This window comes from Pseudomonas sp. GW822-FHT02G04, assembly GCF_058802085.1.
The window spans coordinates 153735-170441 of record NZ_JBXANU010000004.1; the positions used below are offsets into that span (position 1 = coordinate 153735).

14 protein-coding genes are annotated in these 16707 nt (G+C 60.9%); 4 read left to right on the top strand and 10 right to left on the bottom strand.

The annotated features are described in order from the left end of the window. Positions 1-12: 12 nt before the first annotated feature. The 3 genes from AC1RO5_RS07480 (at position 13) to AC1RO5_RS07490 (ending at position 5245) form a co-directional block, all read left to right on the top strand. Positions 13-1422, top strand: coding sequence for an MBOAT family O-acyltransferase (locus AC1RO5_RS07480; RefSeq protein WP_493174077.1), 1410 nt, complete (start codon positions 13-15; stop codon positions 1420-1422). Continuing rightward, positions 1422-2576 carry an alginate O-acetyltransferase AlgX-related protein gene (locus AC1RO5_RS07485; RefSeq protein ID WP_493174079.1) on the top strand — a complete coding sequence of 385 codons (1155 nt, stop codon included), beginning with the start codon at positions 1422-1424 and terminating at the stop codon, positions 2574-2576. Before AC1RO5_RS07480 ends, AC1RO5_RS07485 begins: the two co-directional genes overlap by 1 nt. A 245-nt stretch (positions 2577-2821) precedes the next feature. Then, positions 2822-5245, top strand: coding sequence for a glucose/quinate/shikimate family membrane-bound PQQ-dependent dehydrogenase (locus AC1RO5_RS07490; protein ID WP_493174081.1), 2424 nt, complete (start codon positions 2822-2824; stop codon positions 5243-5245). A gap of 61 nt (positions 5246-5306) precedes the next feature. On the opposite strand, the gene pcaG is transcribed toward AC1RO5_RS07490, so the two are convergent. The 3 genes from pcaG to pcaQ form a co-directional block, all read right to left on the bottom strand. After that, on the bottom strand, positions 5307-5912 hold the full coding sequence (gene pcaG / locus AC1RO5_RS07495; protein ID WP_493174083.1) for a protocatechuate 3,4-dioxygenase subunit alpha: 606 nt from the start codon (positions 5910-5912) through the stop codon (positions 5307-5309). 12 nt (positions 5913-5924) lie between these two features. Continuing rightward, positions 5925-6644 carry a protocatechuate 3,4-dioxygenase subunit beta gene (gene pcaH / locus AC1RO5_RS07500; protein WP_493174085.1) on the bottom strand — a complete coding sequence of 240 codons (720 nt, stop codon included), beginning with the start codon at positions 6642-6644 and terminating at the stop codon, positions 5925-5927. Between the two features lie 103 nt (positions 6645-6747). After that, positions 6748-7677 (bottom strand): pca operon transcription factor PcaQ, encoded by a 930-nt coding sequence (gene pcaQ, locus AC1RO5_RS07505; protein ID WP_493174087.1) that lies wholly within the window; start codon positions 7675-7677, stop codon positions 6748-6750. A gap of 206 nt (positions 7678-7883) precedes the next feature. Between pcaQ and AC1RO5_RS07510 the strand changes: the two genes are divergently transcribed. Continuing rightward, entirely contained in the window at positions 7884-9161 is a 1278-nt protein-coding gene (locus AC1RO5_RS07510) for a peptidase MATCAP family protein (RefSeq protein ID WP_493174089.1), read from the top strand. Positions 9162-9202: 41 nt separating this feature from the next. Here the strand turns inward: AC1RO5_RS07510 and AC1RO5_RS07515 are convergent, their stop codons facing one another. The 7 genes from AC1RO5_RS07515 to sfnG form a co-directional block, all read right to left on the bottom strand. Beyond that, on the bottom strand, positions 9203-9988 hold the full coding sequence (locus AC1RO5_RS07515) for an ABC transporter ATP-binding protein (RefSeq protein ID WP_493174091.1): 786 nt from the start codon (positions 9986-9988) through the stop codon (positions 9203-9205). Positions 9989-10084: 96 nt separating this feature from the next. Next, complete coding sequence (locus AC1RO5_RS07520) at positions 10085-11410, bottom strand: ABC transporter substrate-binding protein (RefSeq protein WP_493174093.1); 1326 nt, start codon at positions 11408-11410, stop codon at positions 10085-10087. Positions 11411-11494: 84 nt separating this feature from the next. Continuing rightward, on the bottom strand, positions 11495-12562 hold the full coding sequence (locus AC1RO5_RS07525; RefSeq protein ID WP_493174095.1) for a branched-chain amino acid ABC transporter permease: 1068 nt from the start codon (positions 12560-12562) through the stop codon (positions 11495-11497). 11 nt (positions 12563-12573) lie between these two features. Next, on the bottom strand, positions 12574-13455 hold the full coding sequence (locus AC1RO5_RS07530) for a branched-chain amino acid ABC transporter permease (protein WP_477792594.1): 882 nt from the start codon (positions 13453-13455) through the stop codon (positions 12574-12576). 69 nt (positions 13456-13524) lie between these two features. Continuing rightward, the gene (locus AC1RO5_RS07535) at positions 13525-14316 is read right to left on the bottom strand and encodes an ABC transporter ATP-binding protein (RefSeq protein ID WP_493174097.1); all 792 of its coding nucleotides are present in this window, start codon (positions 14314-14316) and stop codon (positions 13525-13527) included. A 14-nt stretch (positions 14317-14330) separates the two neighbouring features. Then, the gene (locus tag AC1RO5_RS07540; RefSeq protein ID WP_493174099.1) at positions 14331-15491 is read right to left on the bottom strand and encodes an AMP-binding protein; all 1161 of its coding nucleotides are present in this window, start codon (positions 15489-15491) and stop codon (positions 14331-14333) included. Positions 15492-15506: 15 nt separating this feature from the next. Next, positions 15507-16607 (bottom strand): dimethylsulfone monooxygenase SfnG, encoded by a 1101-nt coding sequence (sfnG, locus tag AC1RO5_RS07545; protein WP_493174101.1) that lies wholly within the window; start codon positions 16605-16607, stop codon positions 15507-15509. Positions 16608-16707 lie beyond the last annotated feature (100 nt).

The window sequence follows — 16707 nt, forward strand, 5'->3', positions numbered from 1 at the left end:
CGCGCCACCACCATGGTTTTTGCCTCTCTCGAGTTTCTGACGTTGTTCCTGCCGCTGTTCTTGTGCAGCTATGCAGTGTGCCCAGCCGCCTGGCGCAACGTCACGTTACTGATCGGCAGCTGGCTGTTCTATGGCTGGTTGAGCCCTCGCTTTCTCGCAGTGCATGTGGTGCTGACGATCACGGCGTGGGCCGGCGGCTTGCTGATTGACGCCTTGCGGGAAAAAGACCAGGGCCGCGTGCGGCTACTCGTGACATTGATCGTGCTCAACACGGCGGTGCTGTGCTGGTACAAGTACGCCAACATCGTCGCCGGTACGTTGATCGATGCCCTCACCTGGTCTGGCGCCATGCCGCTGGAATGGCAGCGGGTCATCATGCCGGCCGGGCTATCGTTTATCGTATTGCAGGCGATTTCCTATCTGGTGGATGTACACCGCCGTACCGTGCCGGCCGAACGCAGCTTCATTAATTACGCCACCTATATTTCGATGTTCGGCCATTCGGTCGCCGGTCCCATCATTCGCTATGACTGGGTTCGACGTGAGCTGAACCAGCGTCACTTCAACTTGCAGAATTTCTCACTCGGCGCACGCCGGTTCATGGTCGGGATGAGCATGAAGGTCCTGGTGGCCGACACCCTGTCGCCGGTGGTCGACGTGGCGTTCAATGTGCAGAGCCCAAGTTTCTCTGACGCCTGGATCGGCTGCCTTGCCTACTCCTTGCAACTGTTTTTCGACTTCGCCGGCTACAGCGCCATGGCCATTGGTCTTGGATTGATGCTGGGCTTCCACTTCCCCGAGAACTTCAACCGTCCCTATCTGGCCAACAGCATTCAGGACTTCTGGCGCCGCTGGCATCTGTCGCTGTCCAGCTGGCTGCGTGACTATCTTTATATTTCGCTGGGTGGCAATCGCAATGGCACCTGGAAAACTTATCGCAACCTGTTCCTGATCATGGCCATCGCCGGCCTCTGGCACGGTGGCGATAGCTGGAATTATCTGCTGTGGGGCAGCGCCCATGGCATTGCGTTGTGTGTGAATCGTCTCTGGAACAGCTCTACCCTGCCCCCGATACCGCCAGTGTTTTCCCATGGGCTGACGCTGCTGTTCGTCTGCCTGGCCTGGACACTGTTCCGCGCCCCCGACTTTCATAGCGCGTTGAGCCTGTATGCCGGACAGTTCGGGCTGCAGGGCATTGCCCTCGGCGACGAACTGTCCGCGACCCTACGCCCGGTACAAGGCCTTGCGGGTTTGCTGGGGGTGTTCGGTGTCGTTGCACCGTTGTTGCACCCTTACTGTGAGAAACGACTGGGCGGCCTTTTGCTCTACCCCACCGCCCTTTGGCCCATCGCCGGTTTCATGCTGTCGTTCGCACTGATCGCCAGTCGCGAAACCGTACCCTTCCTGTACTTCCAATTCTGATGACAAGCCTAAAGCACACCCCGCCCCCTACTCAGGCAGATGATCTGGCGACACGCAGCAGTCGGTTGGCGGGCGTGGTACTGCTGATATTCCTGTTCGTCGGGCTGCTGTCCTCGGGCCGTCTGATGGTTTCAGGGCAGATCTCGCTGTTACCCGGTGAAGTGCTGACCTCGCAGATTCTTGACGGTGATATTACTCATCGGATCGCCAAGGAACTGTCGAACGCTCACCTCCCCACGACCTTCGCCGAGCTGGAGCGCGGAGTCAGTTGGCTGCTCCTCAGTGACACCGGGCCGAGAGTTCGCTCAGGCTGTCCTGGCTGGTTGTTTCTGGCCGATGAGCTCAAGGTCAATCATCAAGCGCAGCGCAATGCCGACGCCAAAGCCCAGGCCGTGATTGATCTGAAGCAACAGCTCTCCCAACGTGGCATCAGGCTGTTGGTGGTTATTGTTCCAGACAAGAGCCGCATCGCTTCCGGGCAGCGTTGCGCACTGCACCGCCCAGCCGCTCTCGAAGGACGCATCCAGGCCTGGACCTCGAAGCTGGATGCGGGTGGCGTGTCGAATCTGGACCTGACCGCTGCGCTGACGCCACTGGGCACCAGTGCCTGGTTGCGCACCGATACACACTGGAGCGAATCCGGCGCGAGGGCGGCGGCCGATGCCATCACACAGCGCCTGAAGACCCTGGGCATCAGCGCCACGCCAAGCAGGTCGTTCAACGAAAGTCATGCCCCGCTCGCAGTGCGACCTGGCGATCTGGTCCATCTGGCGGGCATCGACTGGCTGCCACTCAAATGGCAACCCGCACCCGACATCGTCGCCCAAACCAGCACCCACGAACTTCCCGTTGCGTCAGCCGCAAACCCTGACACTGAGGCAGACCTTTTTGGCGATGCCGACCTCCCCAACACCGCGCTCATCGGCACTTCATTCTCACGCAACTCCAACTTCGCAGGGTTTCTGCAGCAGGCACTGGGCGCCCCCGTGGGTAACTTCGCCAAAGACGGCGGAGCGTTCTCTGGCGCTGCAAACAGCTACCTCAACAACCCGGCTTCCAAAGAGACGCCGCCAAAGCAAATCATCTGGGAGATCCCGGAGCGGGACCTGCAGTCGGCCTACATCGACCCCATTGCCTATCGCTCGTTGCGGTAGGCCAATCGCATCTGGCTGAAGGCAATCTTCGCCAGCTCGCCCCGCGTGTTCAGGGGCATTTCTCTCGATTGTTACTATCTGCGCAACAGTGTTTCTCCTTTCCGGTAAATGACAATTTGTCGCAGGGTCCGATTTTTTTGATATCTTTGCGCTATTAACCAAATAGTTAACAACTATTTTCAGACTTGCCTTCACTACTCTTAACCCTCCCCACAAACGTTCATGCGTCAGTAGGATCATGCAACATGACTAAATCTCGACCTTCGGCATCCGTCAGCCGCTGGCCCATCTGGGTCGTCGCCTTCGGCGTGCTGGTATTTGGATTATTCTTCGCAGCAGGTGGTGGTTACCTCGCCACGCTGGGTGGCAGCTGGTACTTCCTGCTCGCCGGTTGCGGTTTGATCGTATCTGCCGCACTGCTGTTCAAGCAGCGTCTGCAAGGTGCCTGGCTGTTCGCGGCGGTGATGGCGCTTACCGTGATTTGGGCGCTGGCCGATGTCGGGCTGAACTTCTGGCCACTGATCTCTCGCTTGTTCGCCTTGGGCGTGCTGAGCCTGTTGGTGGCATTGGTCTACCCTCACCTGCGCAAGGCCAATAGCCTGGCCAGCGGTCGCCGTGGCTACGCGCTGAGCGGTGTGCTGGCAATCGCCGTGGTTGCAGGTGGAGCCGGTATGTTCGTCCCCCATGCCCCTGTCTCGCCGACCGGTGATGGCCCAGGCCTGACCAAGGTCGACCCTGCCAAGGCCCAGAAAAACTGGGAACACTACGGTAACGACGAAGGTGGCGGCCGCTTCGCCGCTCTGGACCAGATCAACCGTAGCAACGTCTCGAAGCTGGTGCCGGCATGGACCTACAACACCGGGGACATCGCGATCAGCGACGGCAATGGCGCCGAAGATCAGATGACGCCGTTGCAGGTTGGCGACAAGGTGTTCATTTGCACCCCGCACAACAACCTCATCGCCCTGGATGCCGACACCGGTAAACAGCTGTGGAAGAATGAGATCAACGCCAAGACCCGTGTTTGGCAACGTTGCCGCGGTATCGCCTACTTCGACGCTACCGCTGCGCTCGCCCAGCCTGCTGACGGCAGCACACCTGTCAAACCCGTGTCGGTACCGGCCGGCGCCAACTGCCAGCGCCGTCTGCTGACCAACACCATCGATGCGCGCCTGATCGCAGTGGATGCCGACACAGGGGAGTTCTGCCAGGGCTTCGGTAACAACGGTCAGGTTGATCTGAAAGCCGGTCTCGGCGACGTCCCTGACTCCTATTACCAGCTATCGTCGGCACCGCTGATGGCCGGGACCACCGTGGTCGTCGGCGGCCGTGTCGCCGACAACGTCCAGACCGACATGCCAGGTGGCGTGATCCGTGGTTTCGACGTCGTCACCGGCGAGATGCGCTGGGCATTCGACCCGGGCAACCCCGAAGACAAGCAGGCTCCGGCGGCCGGCAGCACCTACGTGCGCAGCACGCCCAACAGCTGGGCACCGATGTCCTACGACCCGGCAATGAACACCGTATTCTTGCCGATGGGCAGTTCGTCCACCGACATCTACGGCGTGGAACGTACGGCACTGAACCACAAGTACGGCGCTTCCGTTCTTGCACTGAACGCAACAACCGGCGAAGAAAAGTGGGTCTACCAAACCGTCCACAACGACCTGTGGGACTTCGACCTGCCCATGCAGCCAAGCCTGATCGACTTCACCAAAGCCGACGGCAGCAAGGTGCCCGCCGTCGTGATCGGCACCAAAGCCGGCCAGATCTTCGTGCTTGACCGCGCCACCGGCAAACCGCTGACCAAGGTTGAAGAGGTTCCGGTCAAAACGTCGAACATCCCGAACGAACCTTACTCGCTGACTCAGCCGAAATCGGTGGGCATGCCAGCGATCGGCGCGCAAACGCTGACCGAGTCGGACATGTGGGGGGCAACGCCGTTCGATCAACTGCTCTGCCGTATCTCGTTCAAGAAAATGCGTTATGACGGGCTGTACACCGCACCAGGCACCGATATCTCGCTGAGCTTCCCGGGCTCGCTGGGCGGGATGAACTGGGGCGGTCTCTCGACGGACCCGGTACACGGTTTTATCTTCGTCAACGACATGCGTCTGGGCCTGTGGATCCAGATGATTGCGGCGCAGAAAGATGCCAAGGCCTCCTCCGGTGGTGAAGCACTGAACACAGGCATGGGCGCGGTACCGCTCAAAGGCACCCCGTATGCAGTGAACAAGAACCGCTTCCTGTCGGTCGCCGGTATCCCTTGCCAGGCACCGCCCTTTGGCACACTGACCGCGATCGACATGAAAACCCAGAAAGTCGCGTGGCAAGTGCCGGTTGGCACCGTCCAGGACACTGGCCCATTGGGTATCAAGATGCATCTGCCGTTGCCGATCGGCATGCCGACGCTGGGCGGCACGCTCTCCACCCAGGGCGGCCTGGTATTCATTGCCGGTACACAGGACTACTACCTGCGCGCCTTCAACTCCGCAGACGGAAAAGAGGCCTGGAAAGCCCGGCTACCCGTGGGTAGCCAAGGTGGCCCGATGACGTATGTGTCACCGAAAACAGGCAAGCAGTACATTGTCATCACCGCCGGTGGTGCGCGTCAGTCACCCGATCGCGGCGATTATGTGATCGCTTACGCGCTGCCTGACAGCAAGTAAGCCGGGAACACCTGAAAGCCGCTGCCGCCCTGTGAGGGTGGCAGCGGCTTTTTGTTGCCTTTTAAAAATCGAAGAACACCGTTTCACCCTCCCCCTGAATACGGATGTCGAAACGATAAGCCGCCTTGCCATCCACCTCGCAACGCTGCGCTATCAGCGTTTCGCGACGCTGCGGTTGCTCGATCAGATTAAGCACCGGGCACGTCGCGTTGGCGTGTGGCTCATCGGCAAAGTACAGCCGGGTTTGCAGGTGAATATTGATCCCGCGGGCAAACAGCGACACATTGATGTGCGGCGCCATCGGCACCCCGGCGGCATTCTTCACCACGCCGGGCTTGATGGTATTGAGTGTCCACTCCCCTGCATCGAAGGTGGTGGCGGTTCGGCCAAAGCTATTGAAGGTTTTTTCCGAGTCGAAGACCGGGTCGTAAACCCCTTCATGATTGGCCTGCCAAAACTCCAGAAACGAGTCTCGTACCAAGTGACCGTTGCCGTCATAGACATGACCGATCAGCAGAATCTGTTCGCCCTCGGCACCCGGCTTGGCCATCTGATTCCAGATTTCCTCTGGCCGTGTCGGGTTGCCGGCAGCCGCCAGGGCCAGACCGATATGCATGTAAGGGCCGGCCGTTTGCGAAGGAGTTTCGGGTAACAATTCGATAGGCATAAGCGTCGCTCCTCAGCAGTTTTCGAAGTGAGTCTTGCGCTGGCCGCGCAACACGATGTCGAAGCGATAGGCCAGACAATCCATTGGGTTGGCGCTACCCATATCGAGCCGGGCGATCAGGCTCTGTACCGCCTCTGGGTTGGCGATCGACTTGACGATCGGGCACATCGGGATCAGCGGATCGCCTTCGAAATACAGCTGGGTGATCAGGCGCGTGGCAATCGATGGCCCACTGATGGAAAAGTGAATATGCGCCGGTCGCCAGTCATTCGGGCCATTGCGCCAAGGATATGGGCCGGGTTTCACGGTGCGAAAGCTGTAATAGCCATCGCGGTCGGTCAGAGCCCGGCCGACACCGCCGAAATTCGGGTCCAGTGGCGCCAGGTAGCGATCATTCTTGTGCCGGTAGCGACCGCCGGCGTTGGCCTGCCACATCTCCACCAGGGTATGCGGGATGGGCTTGCCATATTGATCACAGACCCGGCCGGAAACGATGATCCTCTCGCCCACCGGCAACCCGCCATTATTGAAGTTGAGTAGCAGGTCGTTATCGAACCGCCCCATCTTCAGGTGAGAGAAATCCGGGCCGCTGGTTTCGCTGGCCGACTGGGGAATGCTCACCAAGGCTTGACTCGGAGAACGGGCGACAGAGGTTTTGTAATCAGGGGTCAGGGCTTTGGGGTGCCAATTACGGTCACGAATAACGAAACGACTGCTGTCTGCATCAGACATGTCGATCTCCTGTTGTTTGATTTATGGAGCACTGCCTGCGCAGTTTCAAACAACAGAAGGCTGGGGAATATTGAAAAGCCAGCCTCAACACATAACCAAATGGTTATGGATAAGCCCCCTCGCGATACGCCTGCCCTACCTCGCGCAGCACCTCGACACACCACTGGGCCGCCAGTGACAAGGGCAAGCTGGCGTTACTGGAAATCCCCACCGAACCACCCGGTTCGCGCTGCCCCAGATTGATCTCAAACAGTTCGCCGCTTGCCAGATCCAGGCGCACGGCATCCAGTGGCGCGATCCAGATCGCCTCGCTGGACAACACATAACGACGGCTCAGGGTCACGGACAAGGTTTCCAGACGCTGCCGCGACTGGCTGATGCCGCATTGCACGAACAGGCTGTCGGCATATTTGCGAATCGTCGTCCCTGCCAGTGGCAGCACCAGCGGGAAATCTTCCAGGGCGCCACGCACCAGTGGCTCGGCCAGCAAGGGATGATCGGGGCGCACCACCAGCGTCATGGATTCACTGTACAGATGCTCGAAGGTCAGCCCCTGAATCTCCGGACTATCGGTCATACGACCGACCACCAGGTCCACATCGCCCACCCGCAACTGCGACAACAAATAGGCGCTTGGCCCGGTCACCACGCTCACCACCAGCGCCGAATGGCGCTCGTGCAAGCGCCGTACAACCTCAGGCACCAGCAAGCTTTCCACTGTCGACAACACGCCGAGTCGAACCTTGCCCGCCGCATATTCGCCACCACGCAAGGTATTCACCCCATCACTCAGCGCCTGCACCGAAGGCCCGGCATAACGCAAAAAGGCAACCCCGGCTTCGGTCAGGTTCACACCACTTTTACTGCGTATAAATAGGCTTGCCGCCAGCAGCTCCTCCAGCTCCTTGAGCGTCTTCGACATCGCTGGCTGACTCACCGCCAAGGTATCCGCCGCTCGCGCCAGGCTGCCCTGACGAGCCATTTCGAGAAAGCACACCAGATGACGGAATTTGATGCGGGTGTCGATGTTCACTACAGAGCCCCGTGAAGTTGCCTCGATGGCGTCGAAACGTTTGCAGGCGATCTTAGCGTGCGTTCAATTTCCTGGCGACCGGATGGTGTTGGGGTGAAACAGGAACGATGCCCCTGCTGACAGCAGGTCCCTTGATCAGTCACAACGCAATACGTCGGCTACGACTAAGCTGTTTCGAATGAACCTTGTCTCTCAAGGGGATCTCCATGAGCGCCGCTTCCCTGTCTGAACTCGATGCCGCTCTGCCCGGTTTGGCCCGCAAGATCCGCGTGCTGGATGCCCTGTCTTGGCCGGATGGAGTCGAGGAAGTCTTCCTGGCGCATTGGCGCGGCGGGAAAGCAGAATTGCCCAGAGTCGAATTGCGCCCGCGCGAGCACAGCGCCGACATCGCCGCCCTGGAAGCTTTTATCAGCCGTTGCGATGAGGGGCATCCGGCCGGGAACTACCTCGCCATGACAGCGCGTAGCTATGCCACGGCTGGACGCATGCTGGGGGCCATCGGCACTCCCGCCTTTACTCAATATTCGTCAGCGCTGTACCGGCGCCCGGATTTCTATTATCAGAGCCAGAACCTGAGCATGCTGGACGCGGCCCATTTCTTCCTCAAGACCACCGATGCCCTTCTGGGCGGTGCCCGGATTCCGCCGAGTCAGGCCGAGATCCCGGCCGAGGCCTTTGCCGCCTGGATGCAGCCGGAACTGGACCGTTTCTTCGGCGCGGGCCGGATCACGGTCATGCTCGACCCGACCCTGGCCGCCAAGGCCATCGCCGGTACGAACCGCATACGCCTGCGTGCCAGCGCTCTGTTCTCGGAACTGGACAAGAATCAGTTATTGCACCACGAGGCCTTCGTGCATGTCGCCACGGCACAAAACGGCGCACTCCAACCCAATCTCAAAAGCCTGGGCCTGGGGGCGCCACGCACGACTCAGACTCAGGAGGGTATTGCCACCCTGGCAGAACTGTTCACCGGCAGCATGGATATCAACCGCTTGCGTCGCCTTGCCCTGCGCGTGCTTGCGGTCCAGCAGGCGCTGGATGGCGCCGATTTCATCCAGGTATTCGAAGGGTTTCTTGCTGCCGGTCAGTCGCAAGAGGAGTCCTTCCGCTCAACCCAACGGGTTTTCCGCGGCGCCGACCTGCATGGCGGTTCGGCGTTTACCAAGGATGCCGCTTACCTGACCGGTTTACTCGGCGTCCATACCCTGTTGCGCATCGCGATCCGCGACAACCGGCCGGAATTGGTGGGCCATTTGTTTGCGGGGCGCCTCAGTCTGGGTGATACCGTACGCCTGGCTCCACTTTTCGAGTCCGGCTGGCTCCAGAGTCCGGTCCATGTACCGGCCTGGGCTTCCGATCTGCGTCTACTCGCCGCCAACCTGGCCTTCTCTGCTTTTATCGCCCGGATAAAGTTGGATGTGCTCGATCTGGAAGTGCTCATGGCATTTGCAGACGAACACGAAACCGATGCCAGCGCTATGTGATCGCGGGACCTGCGCCCCCAACCCCTGCACGACCCCGTGGACTACAAGCTCCATGAACCGGGTGACTGGGCGCTCGACACGGCGCTGCCCCCCAAGTAGAAATCCTGAATATCGCTACGCGCGGCCAACTGCTCGGCCGTGCCTTCGCTAACGACCCGGCCGTTTTCCAGCACGTAGCCGTACTGGGCGTAACGCAGGGCCAGGTTGATGTTCTGCTCGGCAATCAAAAAACTCACGCCATCGCGCTGATTGAGCTGATGGATAATTTCGAAGATCTCCTCGACGATCTGCGGCGCCAGCCCCATCGAAGGTTCGTCCAGCAGCACCAGTTGTGGCTGTGCCATCAGTGCCCGGCCAAGCGCAACCATCTGCTGTTCACCGCCAGAGGTGTAGCCGGCCAGGCTTTTGCGTCGCAGCTTGAGTCGCGGAAACTGGCTGTAGATACGTTCCAGATCAGCCTTCAGTTGCCCAATGGACACCTGACGCGCCAGGGCGCCCGTCAGCAGGTTTTCCTCCACGGTCAGTTGGGCAAAGCAATGCCGGCCTTCCAGCACCTGCACCAGTCCTCTGGCCACCAGGCTATCGGGCGTACTGCGGGTGATATCCTGACCTCGATAAAGAATCCGCCCCTGCACCACCTCGCCCCGCTCGGCCCTCACCAGATTGGACGCGGCCTTCAACGTGGTGCTTTTGCCGGCACCGTTAGCCCCCAGCAACACCACGATCTGCCCTTGCGGCACCGCCAGGGATATCCCGCGCACGGCGAGGATTGCCTGTTCATAAAGGACTTCAATCGCGTCGATCTGCAAGATCGGTACATGGTTCATGCTGCTCTTCCCTCCCCCAAAAAAATGACTGGACACCTGCCTGATGCCAGTCAGTCAAGCCAGCGCCTACAGCGCGCCACTCGCCCGATTCACCTCTCAGCTGTCCTGTCTGCAATCGCGCGGCGTGATGCCCTTTTCCTTGGCGTACTGGTGCGACGAGGCTTCGATGATCGGCCTGAGCAAGGCACGGTCGGCCTGCACCCAGTCACTGATCAGTTTCCACTGGCTGCCATCCCACTGCTGGAAGCGCACCGCACCGCCTCCTTCATGGTCCGAGCACGACAGTTGCAAGGGTTGCACCAGGCCCAACGCACCCAGTGCCTTGAGGCGCGCATCGTCCAGCTTGAGGTGCTCAAAGCCCCAGCGCACCTGCTCGCCGGTGAGTGGTTGATTGCCGAATTTCTCCTGGGCAATGCGCACGGCTTCGACATTGAGAATGCCGTTCACTACACCGAGGTTGTAATACACGGTGCCGAAGCGTTTCGGATCGGCCAGGTCACCATTGCCCTTGGCTACCACCTGCTGCTGGATGCCTTGCAGGACCGGGAAATCGGTGCCCGAGGGGTGCGTGGTGATCGCGATATAGCCTTTGGCGGCGGCACCGGCCGGGAGGGCATCGTCCTCGGAATTGCTCCAGATGTTGCCGATGATGTGATCCGCCGGGAAGCCGACTTTCTGTGCGGTTTTCAACGCCACCGGGTTCATCACGCCCCAGCCGCGCAGAATCACCCAGTCGGGTTTTTCCCGGCGAATGTTGAGCCATTGCGACTGCTGCTCGTTGCCTGGATGGGGTACTTCCAGCAGGGTCAGCTTGAACCCGTACTTGTCGGCCAGGGTCTGCAACACCTCGTTGGTTTCCTTGCCGTAGGGCGATCCGTGATACAGGGTGACGATCTTCTTGCCCTTGAGCTGGTCCAGGCCACCGGTCTGCTGGCCGATGTAATTGATGATCGCCGACACCTCGGAGTACGGGTTCAGCTGCAAGGGGAAGGCATAGGGGAACACGCTGCCGTCAGTGGAATCGGTACGGCCGTGGTTGATGGTAATCAGCGGCAGTTTGTCCGCGGTCGAGCGCTCCAGGGTGGCGTAGGCAATGCCCACCGACAGCGGGTTGGTAGCGGCGGCAGGCGCGTCATTCAGACCTTTTTTCAGGCGTTCGTAGCACTCCACGCCCTTTTCGACCACGTACTCGGTTTCGCACTCGCTCCAGGTCAGCTTGACGCCGTTGACCCCGCCATTGGCATTGACGTACTTGAGGTAGTCGATAAAACCACCAAAAAACCCGGTTCCGCCGGCCGCGTAAGGTCCGACCCGATAGCTCTGCAGCGGGAAGTACTGTTCGTTATTCGCCTGCGCAGTCAATGTGGCAGTGCTCAGGCTGACGGCCAGGGCGAGGCTACTGAGTAGAGATCGTTTCAACATCAATGTTTTCCTTATCAAGTAATCAAGTAATCAAGTGAAGGCTCAACCAAAGGGATTCAGAACAACCGGCGCTTACGCGGTCGCTCAGTAGCGCAGCGGCCACAACCGGGCGCGCTCGCGAAACTTTTGCCAGAGGCGCGCCAGCCCCTCCGGTTCCTTGACCAGGAACACAATGATCAGGGCGCCAAATGCCATCTTCTGCAGGTTTTCAATTTGCCCGGCATCGATCAGCCCGGTCGGCAATAAGGCCATCAGGTTCGACAGCAGCACCGGAAACAGCACGATGAATGCCGCGCCCAGAAAGTTGCCGAGGATGCTGCCCAGGCCACCGATAATGATGATGAAGAGGATCTGGAAGGACCGATTCAAGTCGAAACCGTGGGGCTCCACAGTGCCCAGGTAAGTGAAGGCCCACAGCGCTCCAGCCACCCCGAGAAAGAAGCCGCTGATGGCAAACGCCAGCAACTTGGTCTTGAGCAAGGCAATGCCCATCACCGCGGCGGCCGTGTCCATGTCGCGCACGGCCATCCAGTTACGTCCCAGTTCGCTGCGCACCAGATTTTTACCCAGCCAGAACAACGTCACCACCACGCCCAGGGTCAGCAGGTAACGCCCCACCGGCGAGTTCAGATCCACACCAAGAATCTCCAGACGCGGTGCGCTGATCACCCCCGAAGCGCTGTTGTTGGAGAACCAGCTAAAACGGGTCAGTGCCCAAGTCACAAAGAACTGCGCGGCGAGGGTCGACACCAGCAGATAGAAACCCTTGATCCGCAGGCTGGGCAGGCCGAACAGCACCGCCACCAGCGCTGCCACTGCCCCGCCCAGGACGATGCTGAGCAACAACGGCGAGCCCGGCACCCGCACCTCAATGTTGTAAGTGGCAAAGGCGCCCACCGCCATGAAGGCCGCCGAGCCCAGCGACAGCTGTCCGGCATAGCCGGTCAGCAGGTTCAACCCCAGCCCGGCCAGCGACAGCACCAGGAACGGAATCAGAATGGCGCTGAACCAATAGTCATTACCCAGGTACGGCACACCGACAAAGGCCAATAGCAGCAAGGCAACCAAGCCGTATCGGTCCTGACGCAGGCGAAACACCCGGCGGTCCTGGGCATAGCGGGTGCTGAACTGACCAGCTTCCTGATAAAACATCACGCCTCTCCTTAAACCCGCTCGATCGCGCGCTCGCCAAATAGCCCGGCCGGCCGCACCAGCAGGAACAGCAACGCCAGCACATAGGGAAACCAGTTCTCGATACCACCGCCGATGACGGGGCCCAGGTACACCTCGGCCAACTTCTCCGAGGCGCCGATGATCAGGCCGCCGACAATCGCCCCACTGATCGAGGTAAAGCCACCGATGATCAGCACCGGCAAGGCCTTGAGCACCACCAGCGACAGCGAAAACTGCACCCCCAGCCGCGCGCCCCAGAGCAGGCCGGCCACCAGACCGACAAACCCGGCCACCGCCCACACCAGCACCCACACCCGTTGCAGGCGAATGCCCACGGCCAATGCCGCCAGCGGGTCATCGGCCACGGCACGCAACGACAAACCGATACGGGTCTTGTTGAAAAGCAGCGACAGCGCCAACACCAGCAACGCGGCGGTCACGGCGGCAAAAATGTCGAACTGCGACAGCAGCATGCCGCCCAGTTCCAGTGGCTCGTCACTAATGCCCAGTTCCAGGCCATGCACCTGGGCGCCCCACAGCGCCTGGGCGAACCCTTCGATCACGTAGGACAGGCCGAGGGTGGCCATGAACAAGGTGATCGGCGAGCGGTTGACCAGCGGACGCAACACCACCCGCTCCACAGCCACCGCCAGCAGCACCATCGCCGCCAGGCTGATGGCGAACGCCAGCCAGAACGGCACCCCGCGCTCCAGCAGGCTGACGAAGGTCAGCGCCGAAAACAGCACCATCGCGCCCTGGGCGAAATTGAAGACGCCGGACGCCTTGTAGATCAGGACAAAACCGATGGCCACCAAGGCGTACATCACCCCGGCCAGCAGTCCACCGATCAACACCTCGAAGAAAAATTCCATAGGCCTTCCTGTTTTGCGGGCAAAGAGTCCCCGGCCAGCAGATCGCTGGCGGCGCTGTAGACTCGGGGGTTAGTGGCGCGTGCCGAGGTAGGCGGCAATCACCTCGGGGTTTTGCCGCACCTCATCGGGCGGGCCGTCGCCGATCTTGCGGCCGTAGTCGAGCACTACCACGTGATCGCAAATGCCCATGACCACGCCAATGTCGTGCTCGATCAACACCACCGTGGTGCCCAGCTCACGGTTGATGTCGACGATGAACCGACTCATCTGCTGCTTCTCTTCGGCGTTCATCCCGGCCATCGGTTCGTCCAGCAACAGCAAGCGCGGTTCGGCAGCCAGGGCACGGGCCAGTTCCACCCGCTTCTGCAAGCCATAGGGCAACGTGCCGACCAGGGTGTCGCGCCAGGGCTGGATGTGCAGAAAGTCGATGATCCGTTCGGCGGCCTCACGCTGGCGGTCGTCTTCACCCGCGGCGCGGCCGATGCGCAGGGCCTGCTCGATCCAGCTGCTGCGTCGCTTGAGGGTGCGTCCGGTGAGCACGTTGTCGAGCACACTCATGCCTTTGAACAAGGCAATGTTCTGAAAGGTGCGGGCAATGCCGCGCACCGCCACATCATGCGGGCGCATGCGCCGGTGCTCTTCTCCGGCAAAGCGGATGCGTCCCTGCTGGGCCTGGTACACGCCGTTGATCACATTCAGCAGAGAGCTTTTACCCGCGCCATTGGGGCCGATCAAGGCGCAAATCTCCCCGCCGGCCACGGCAAAGCTGATGTCGGTCACTGCCTTGACGCCCTTGAACGACAAGCCAATGTTTTCCAGCACCAGCAGATGTTCAACCTTTGTCGCCTGTGTCTGTGCCATGAATCATGTCCTTGTCAGGCCGGTTGCGTGCTGTCTTCGATCCAGCCGTTGACCAGCGGGGCTGGCCACGTCGTGGGGCGGTGCCACTGCGCCGGGTCCGGCCAGGTGCGGACCTCAATCGCCAAGGCCTGGAAAAACGCCTGGGTCTGTGGCGCCAGCGCCTCGCCCACCAACAAAGGCGCGCGGATGCGGGAAAAGCCGAGGACGTCGCGCAACGGCCGGCGGATCAGCCAGTACCCCAGGTGCCGTTGCAGCGCACCGGGATGCGCCACCAGCGCCCAATCCACCAGCCGCCGGCGCCAGCTGCCTGGCTCCGGCAAGCGGGCCAGGACCTGAGCATGCAGGCGCTCGTAGGTTTCCCGGGTGCCGGCCACCAGCGTCGGGCCCAGCTCACGACGGTCCTGGTCGCGAGTCGCCAGGTTCTCCGGAAAATTCAGGCGAAAGCCGGCAATCAACCAAGGCGCCAGCAAATAACGCGCTTGACCGCTCGCGGCAAACGCTCGCGCCGCCAGGGCTTCTTCCCGCCGCCCCAACTGCTCGCTGTGCACCAGGCGCCGGCCCTCCTGTAGCAACTCGGCGTGGCTGATGCGCTGCTGCTCGATGCGCTGCCCCGCGCCCAAACGGTAGAAGGCAAAAGCTGTGCGCTCGGCTCGGGCCTGGGGTTGCAGCCGCTGATCGCTGCCCTGCAGCAGTTGTGCGAACGCCAGGGTGTCACCGACCCGACTCAGCTCAGCCAGGCTGCGGCCGTCGGCGTAAATCAGCAGCCTTGGTGCCAGTCCGGCAGCTCGCAGGCGCTGAATCTCCTCATGGCCTTCGGCGAACACCCATTCACTGCGCAACTCATGCAACAGCGGCACCTGCGCGGCCGCAGCCTCCAGCGGATCCAACAGTGCGGCCACGCCGCCCAACCACTGTGCCGCCAGGGCAGCAATCAACGCCTCCGGCCGCGGGCGGCTGACAATCACCAAGTTCGCGCCAGGCACAAAACCACGCACCTGCAAGGCCGTTGCCAGGTGCTCAACCTCAGCGGCCAGTTGACGCCAGGTTCGCACCTGCCACACCCCCAGGCGCTTATGGCGCAGGGCAACGCTCGTCCCTTGCTGACGTGCCTGCTGTTGCAGCCACTGCGGCAAGGTACCCGCGGCGGGTTGCGGGTTATCGGTGAATGTAGGCATGACCTTTCCCGTCCCTTACGCCAGTGCTGCAGCCTTGGTCGCCACCGCCTCGCGCTCCAGCTCACGCACCAGCGGCAACACCTTGCGGCCGAAGTATTCCACTTCCTCCTGAAAGTGCAGGAAGCCACTGAGCACCAGGTCCACCCCCACCGCCTTGAGTGCGACGATGCGTTCGGCAATCTGCAGCGGCGTACCGATCAGGTTGGTCTTGAAGCCATCGTTGTACTGCACCAGGTCTTCGAAGGTGGACTTGGCCCAGTTGCCTTCGCCTTCAGGGCTGGAGGCACCGGCGTTCTTTGCCTCGCTGCCAAAACCATTGACGGCCTCCGGATCGGCCTTGGCGATAATTTCCTGCAATACCGCGCGGGCTTCAGCCTCGGTTTCGCGGGCAATGACAAAGGCGTTCACCCCGATTTTCACCGAGTGGCCGTTGATCGCAGCCTTGGCCCGAATGTCGTCGACCTGGGCCTTGATGCCTTCGACGCTGTTGCCGTTGGTGAAGTACCAATCGGAAACCCGCGAAGCCATGTCCCGCGCCGCGCGCGAGCTGCCACCCTGGAAGATTTCCGGGTGCGGTTGCTGCAGTGGCTTGGGTTTGAGGGTGTAGTCATGGAAGCGGTAGAAGTCGCCGTGAAAACTGAAGTTGTCCTGGGTCCAGATGCCCTTCAGCGCCCGGATGAACTCTTCCGAGCGACGATAGCGCTCATCGTGGTCCAGCCACGGCTCGCCGATGGCCCGGAATTCGCCCTTGAACCAGCCCGACACGATATTCACCGCCACCCGACCGTTGGTGAACTGGTCGATCGTGGCCAGTTGCTTGGCCGCCAGCACCGGACTCCAAGGGCCAGGCAGGATGGCCGCGATCACCTTGAGCTTCTCGGTGGCGGCCAACAGCGCGTGGCTGATGGTCACCGACTCGTGTTGGTTTTCGGCGCCATAACCGGCGGTAAAGCGGATCTGTGACAAGGCGTATTCGAAGCCGGCCTTTTCGGCGATCTGCGCCAGCTTGCGGTTGTAATCGATGTCCCAGCTGGTGCGCTGTTCGATCTTGCTGACCACAAGGCCGCCGCTGACGTTGGGAACCCAGTAGGCAAACTTGATGTTGTCCTGGCTCATTGCACGTACTCCATTGCGACCGCTTTCAGTGTGTTGTTCATTGCCCGTCCTCCTGATGGCAGAGGCCAGCACGGCACCTGCACAAGGACTAAGGCAGCAA

Excerpts from the sequence above, each read along its gene's own strand:
- AC1RO5_RS07480 (WP_493174077.1), top strand. The coding sequence starts at position 13 with ATGGTTTTTGCCTCTCTCGAGTTTCTGACGTTGTTCCTGCCGCTGTTC.
- AC1RO5_RS07485 (WP_493174079.1), top strand. The coding sequence starts at position 1,422 with ATGACAAGCCTAAAGCACACCCCGCCCCCTACTCAGGCAGATGATCTG.
- AC1RO5_RS07490 (WP_493174081.1), top strand. The coding sequence starts at position 2,822 with ATGACTAAATCTCGACCTTCGGCATCCGTCAGCCGCTGGCCCATCTGG.
- pcaG (WP_493174083.1), bottom strand. The coding sequence starts at position 5,912 with ATGCCTATCGAATTGTTACCCGAAACTCCTTCGCAAACGGCCGGCCCT.
- pcaH (WP_493174085.1), bottom strand. The coding sequence starts at position 6,644 with ATGTCTGATGCAGACAGCAGTCGTTTCGTTATTCGTGACCGTAATTGG.
- AC1RO5_RS07510 (WP_493174089.1), top strand. The coding sequence starts at position 7,884 with ATGAGCGCCGCTTCCCTGTCTGAACTCGATGCCGCTCTGCCCGGTTTG.
- AC1RO5_RS07515 (WP_493174091.1), bottom strand. The coding sequence starts at position 9,988 with ATGAACCATGTACCGATCTTGCAGATCGACGCGATTGAAGTCCTTTAT.
- AC1RO5_RS07520 (WP_493174093.1), bottom strand. The coding sequence starts at position 11,410 with ATGTTGAAACGATCTCTACTCAGTAGCCTCGCCCTGGCCGTCAGCCTG.
- AC1RO5_RS07525 (WP_493174095.1), bottom strand. The coding sequence starts at position 12,562 with ATGTTTTATCAGGAAGCTGGTCAGTTCAGCACCCGCTATGCCCAGGAC.
- AC1RO5_RS07530 (WP_477792594.1), bottom strand. The coding sequence starts at position 13,455 with ATGGAATTTTTCTTCGAGGTGTTGATCGGTGGACTGCTGGCCGGGGTG.
- AC1RO5_RS07535 (WP_493174097.1), bottom strand. The coding sequence starts at position 14,316 with ATGGCACAGACACAGGCGACAAAGGTTGAACATCTGCTGGTGCTGGAA.
- AC1RO5_RS07540 (WP_493174099.1), bottom strand. The coding sequence starts at position 15,491 with ATGCCTACATTCACCGATAACCCGCAACCCGCCGCGGGTACCTTGCCG.
- sfnG (WP_493174101.1), bottom strand. The coding sequence starts at position 16,607 with ATGAGCCAGGACAACATCAAGTTTGCCTACTGGGTTCCCAACGTCAGC.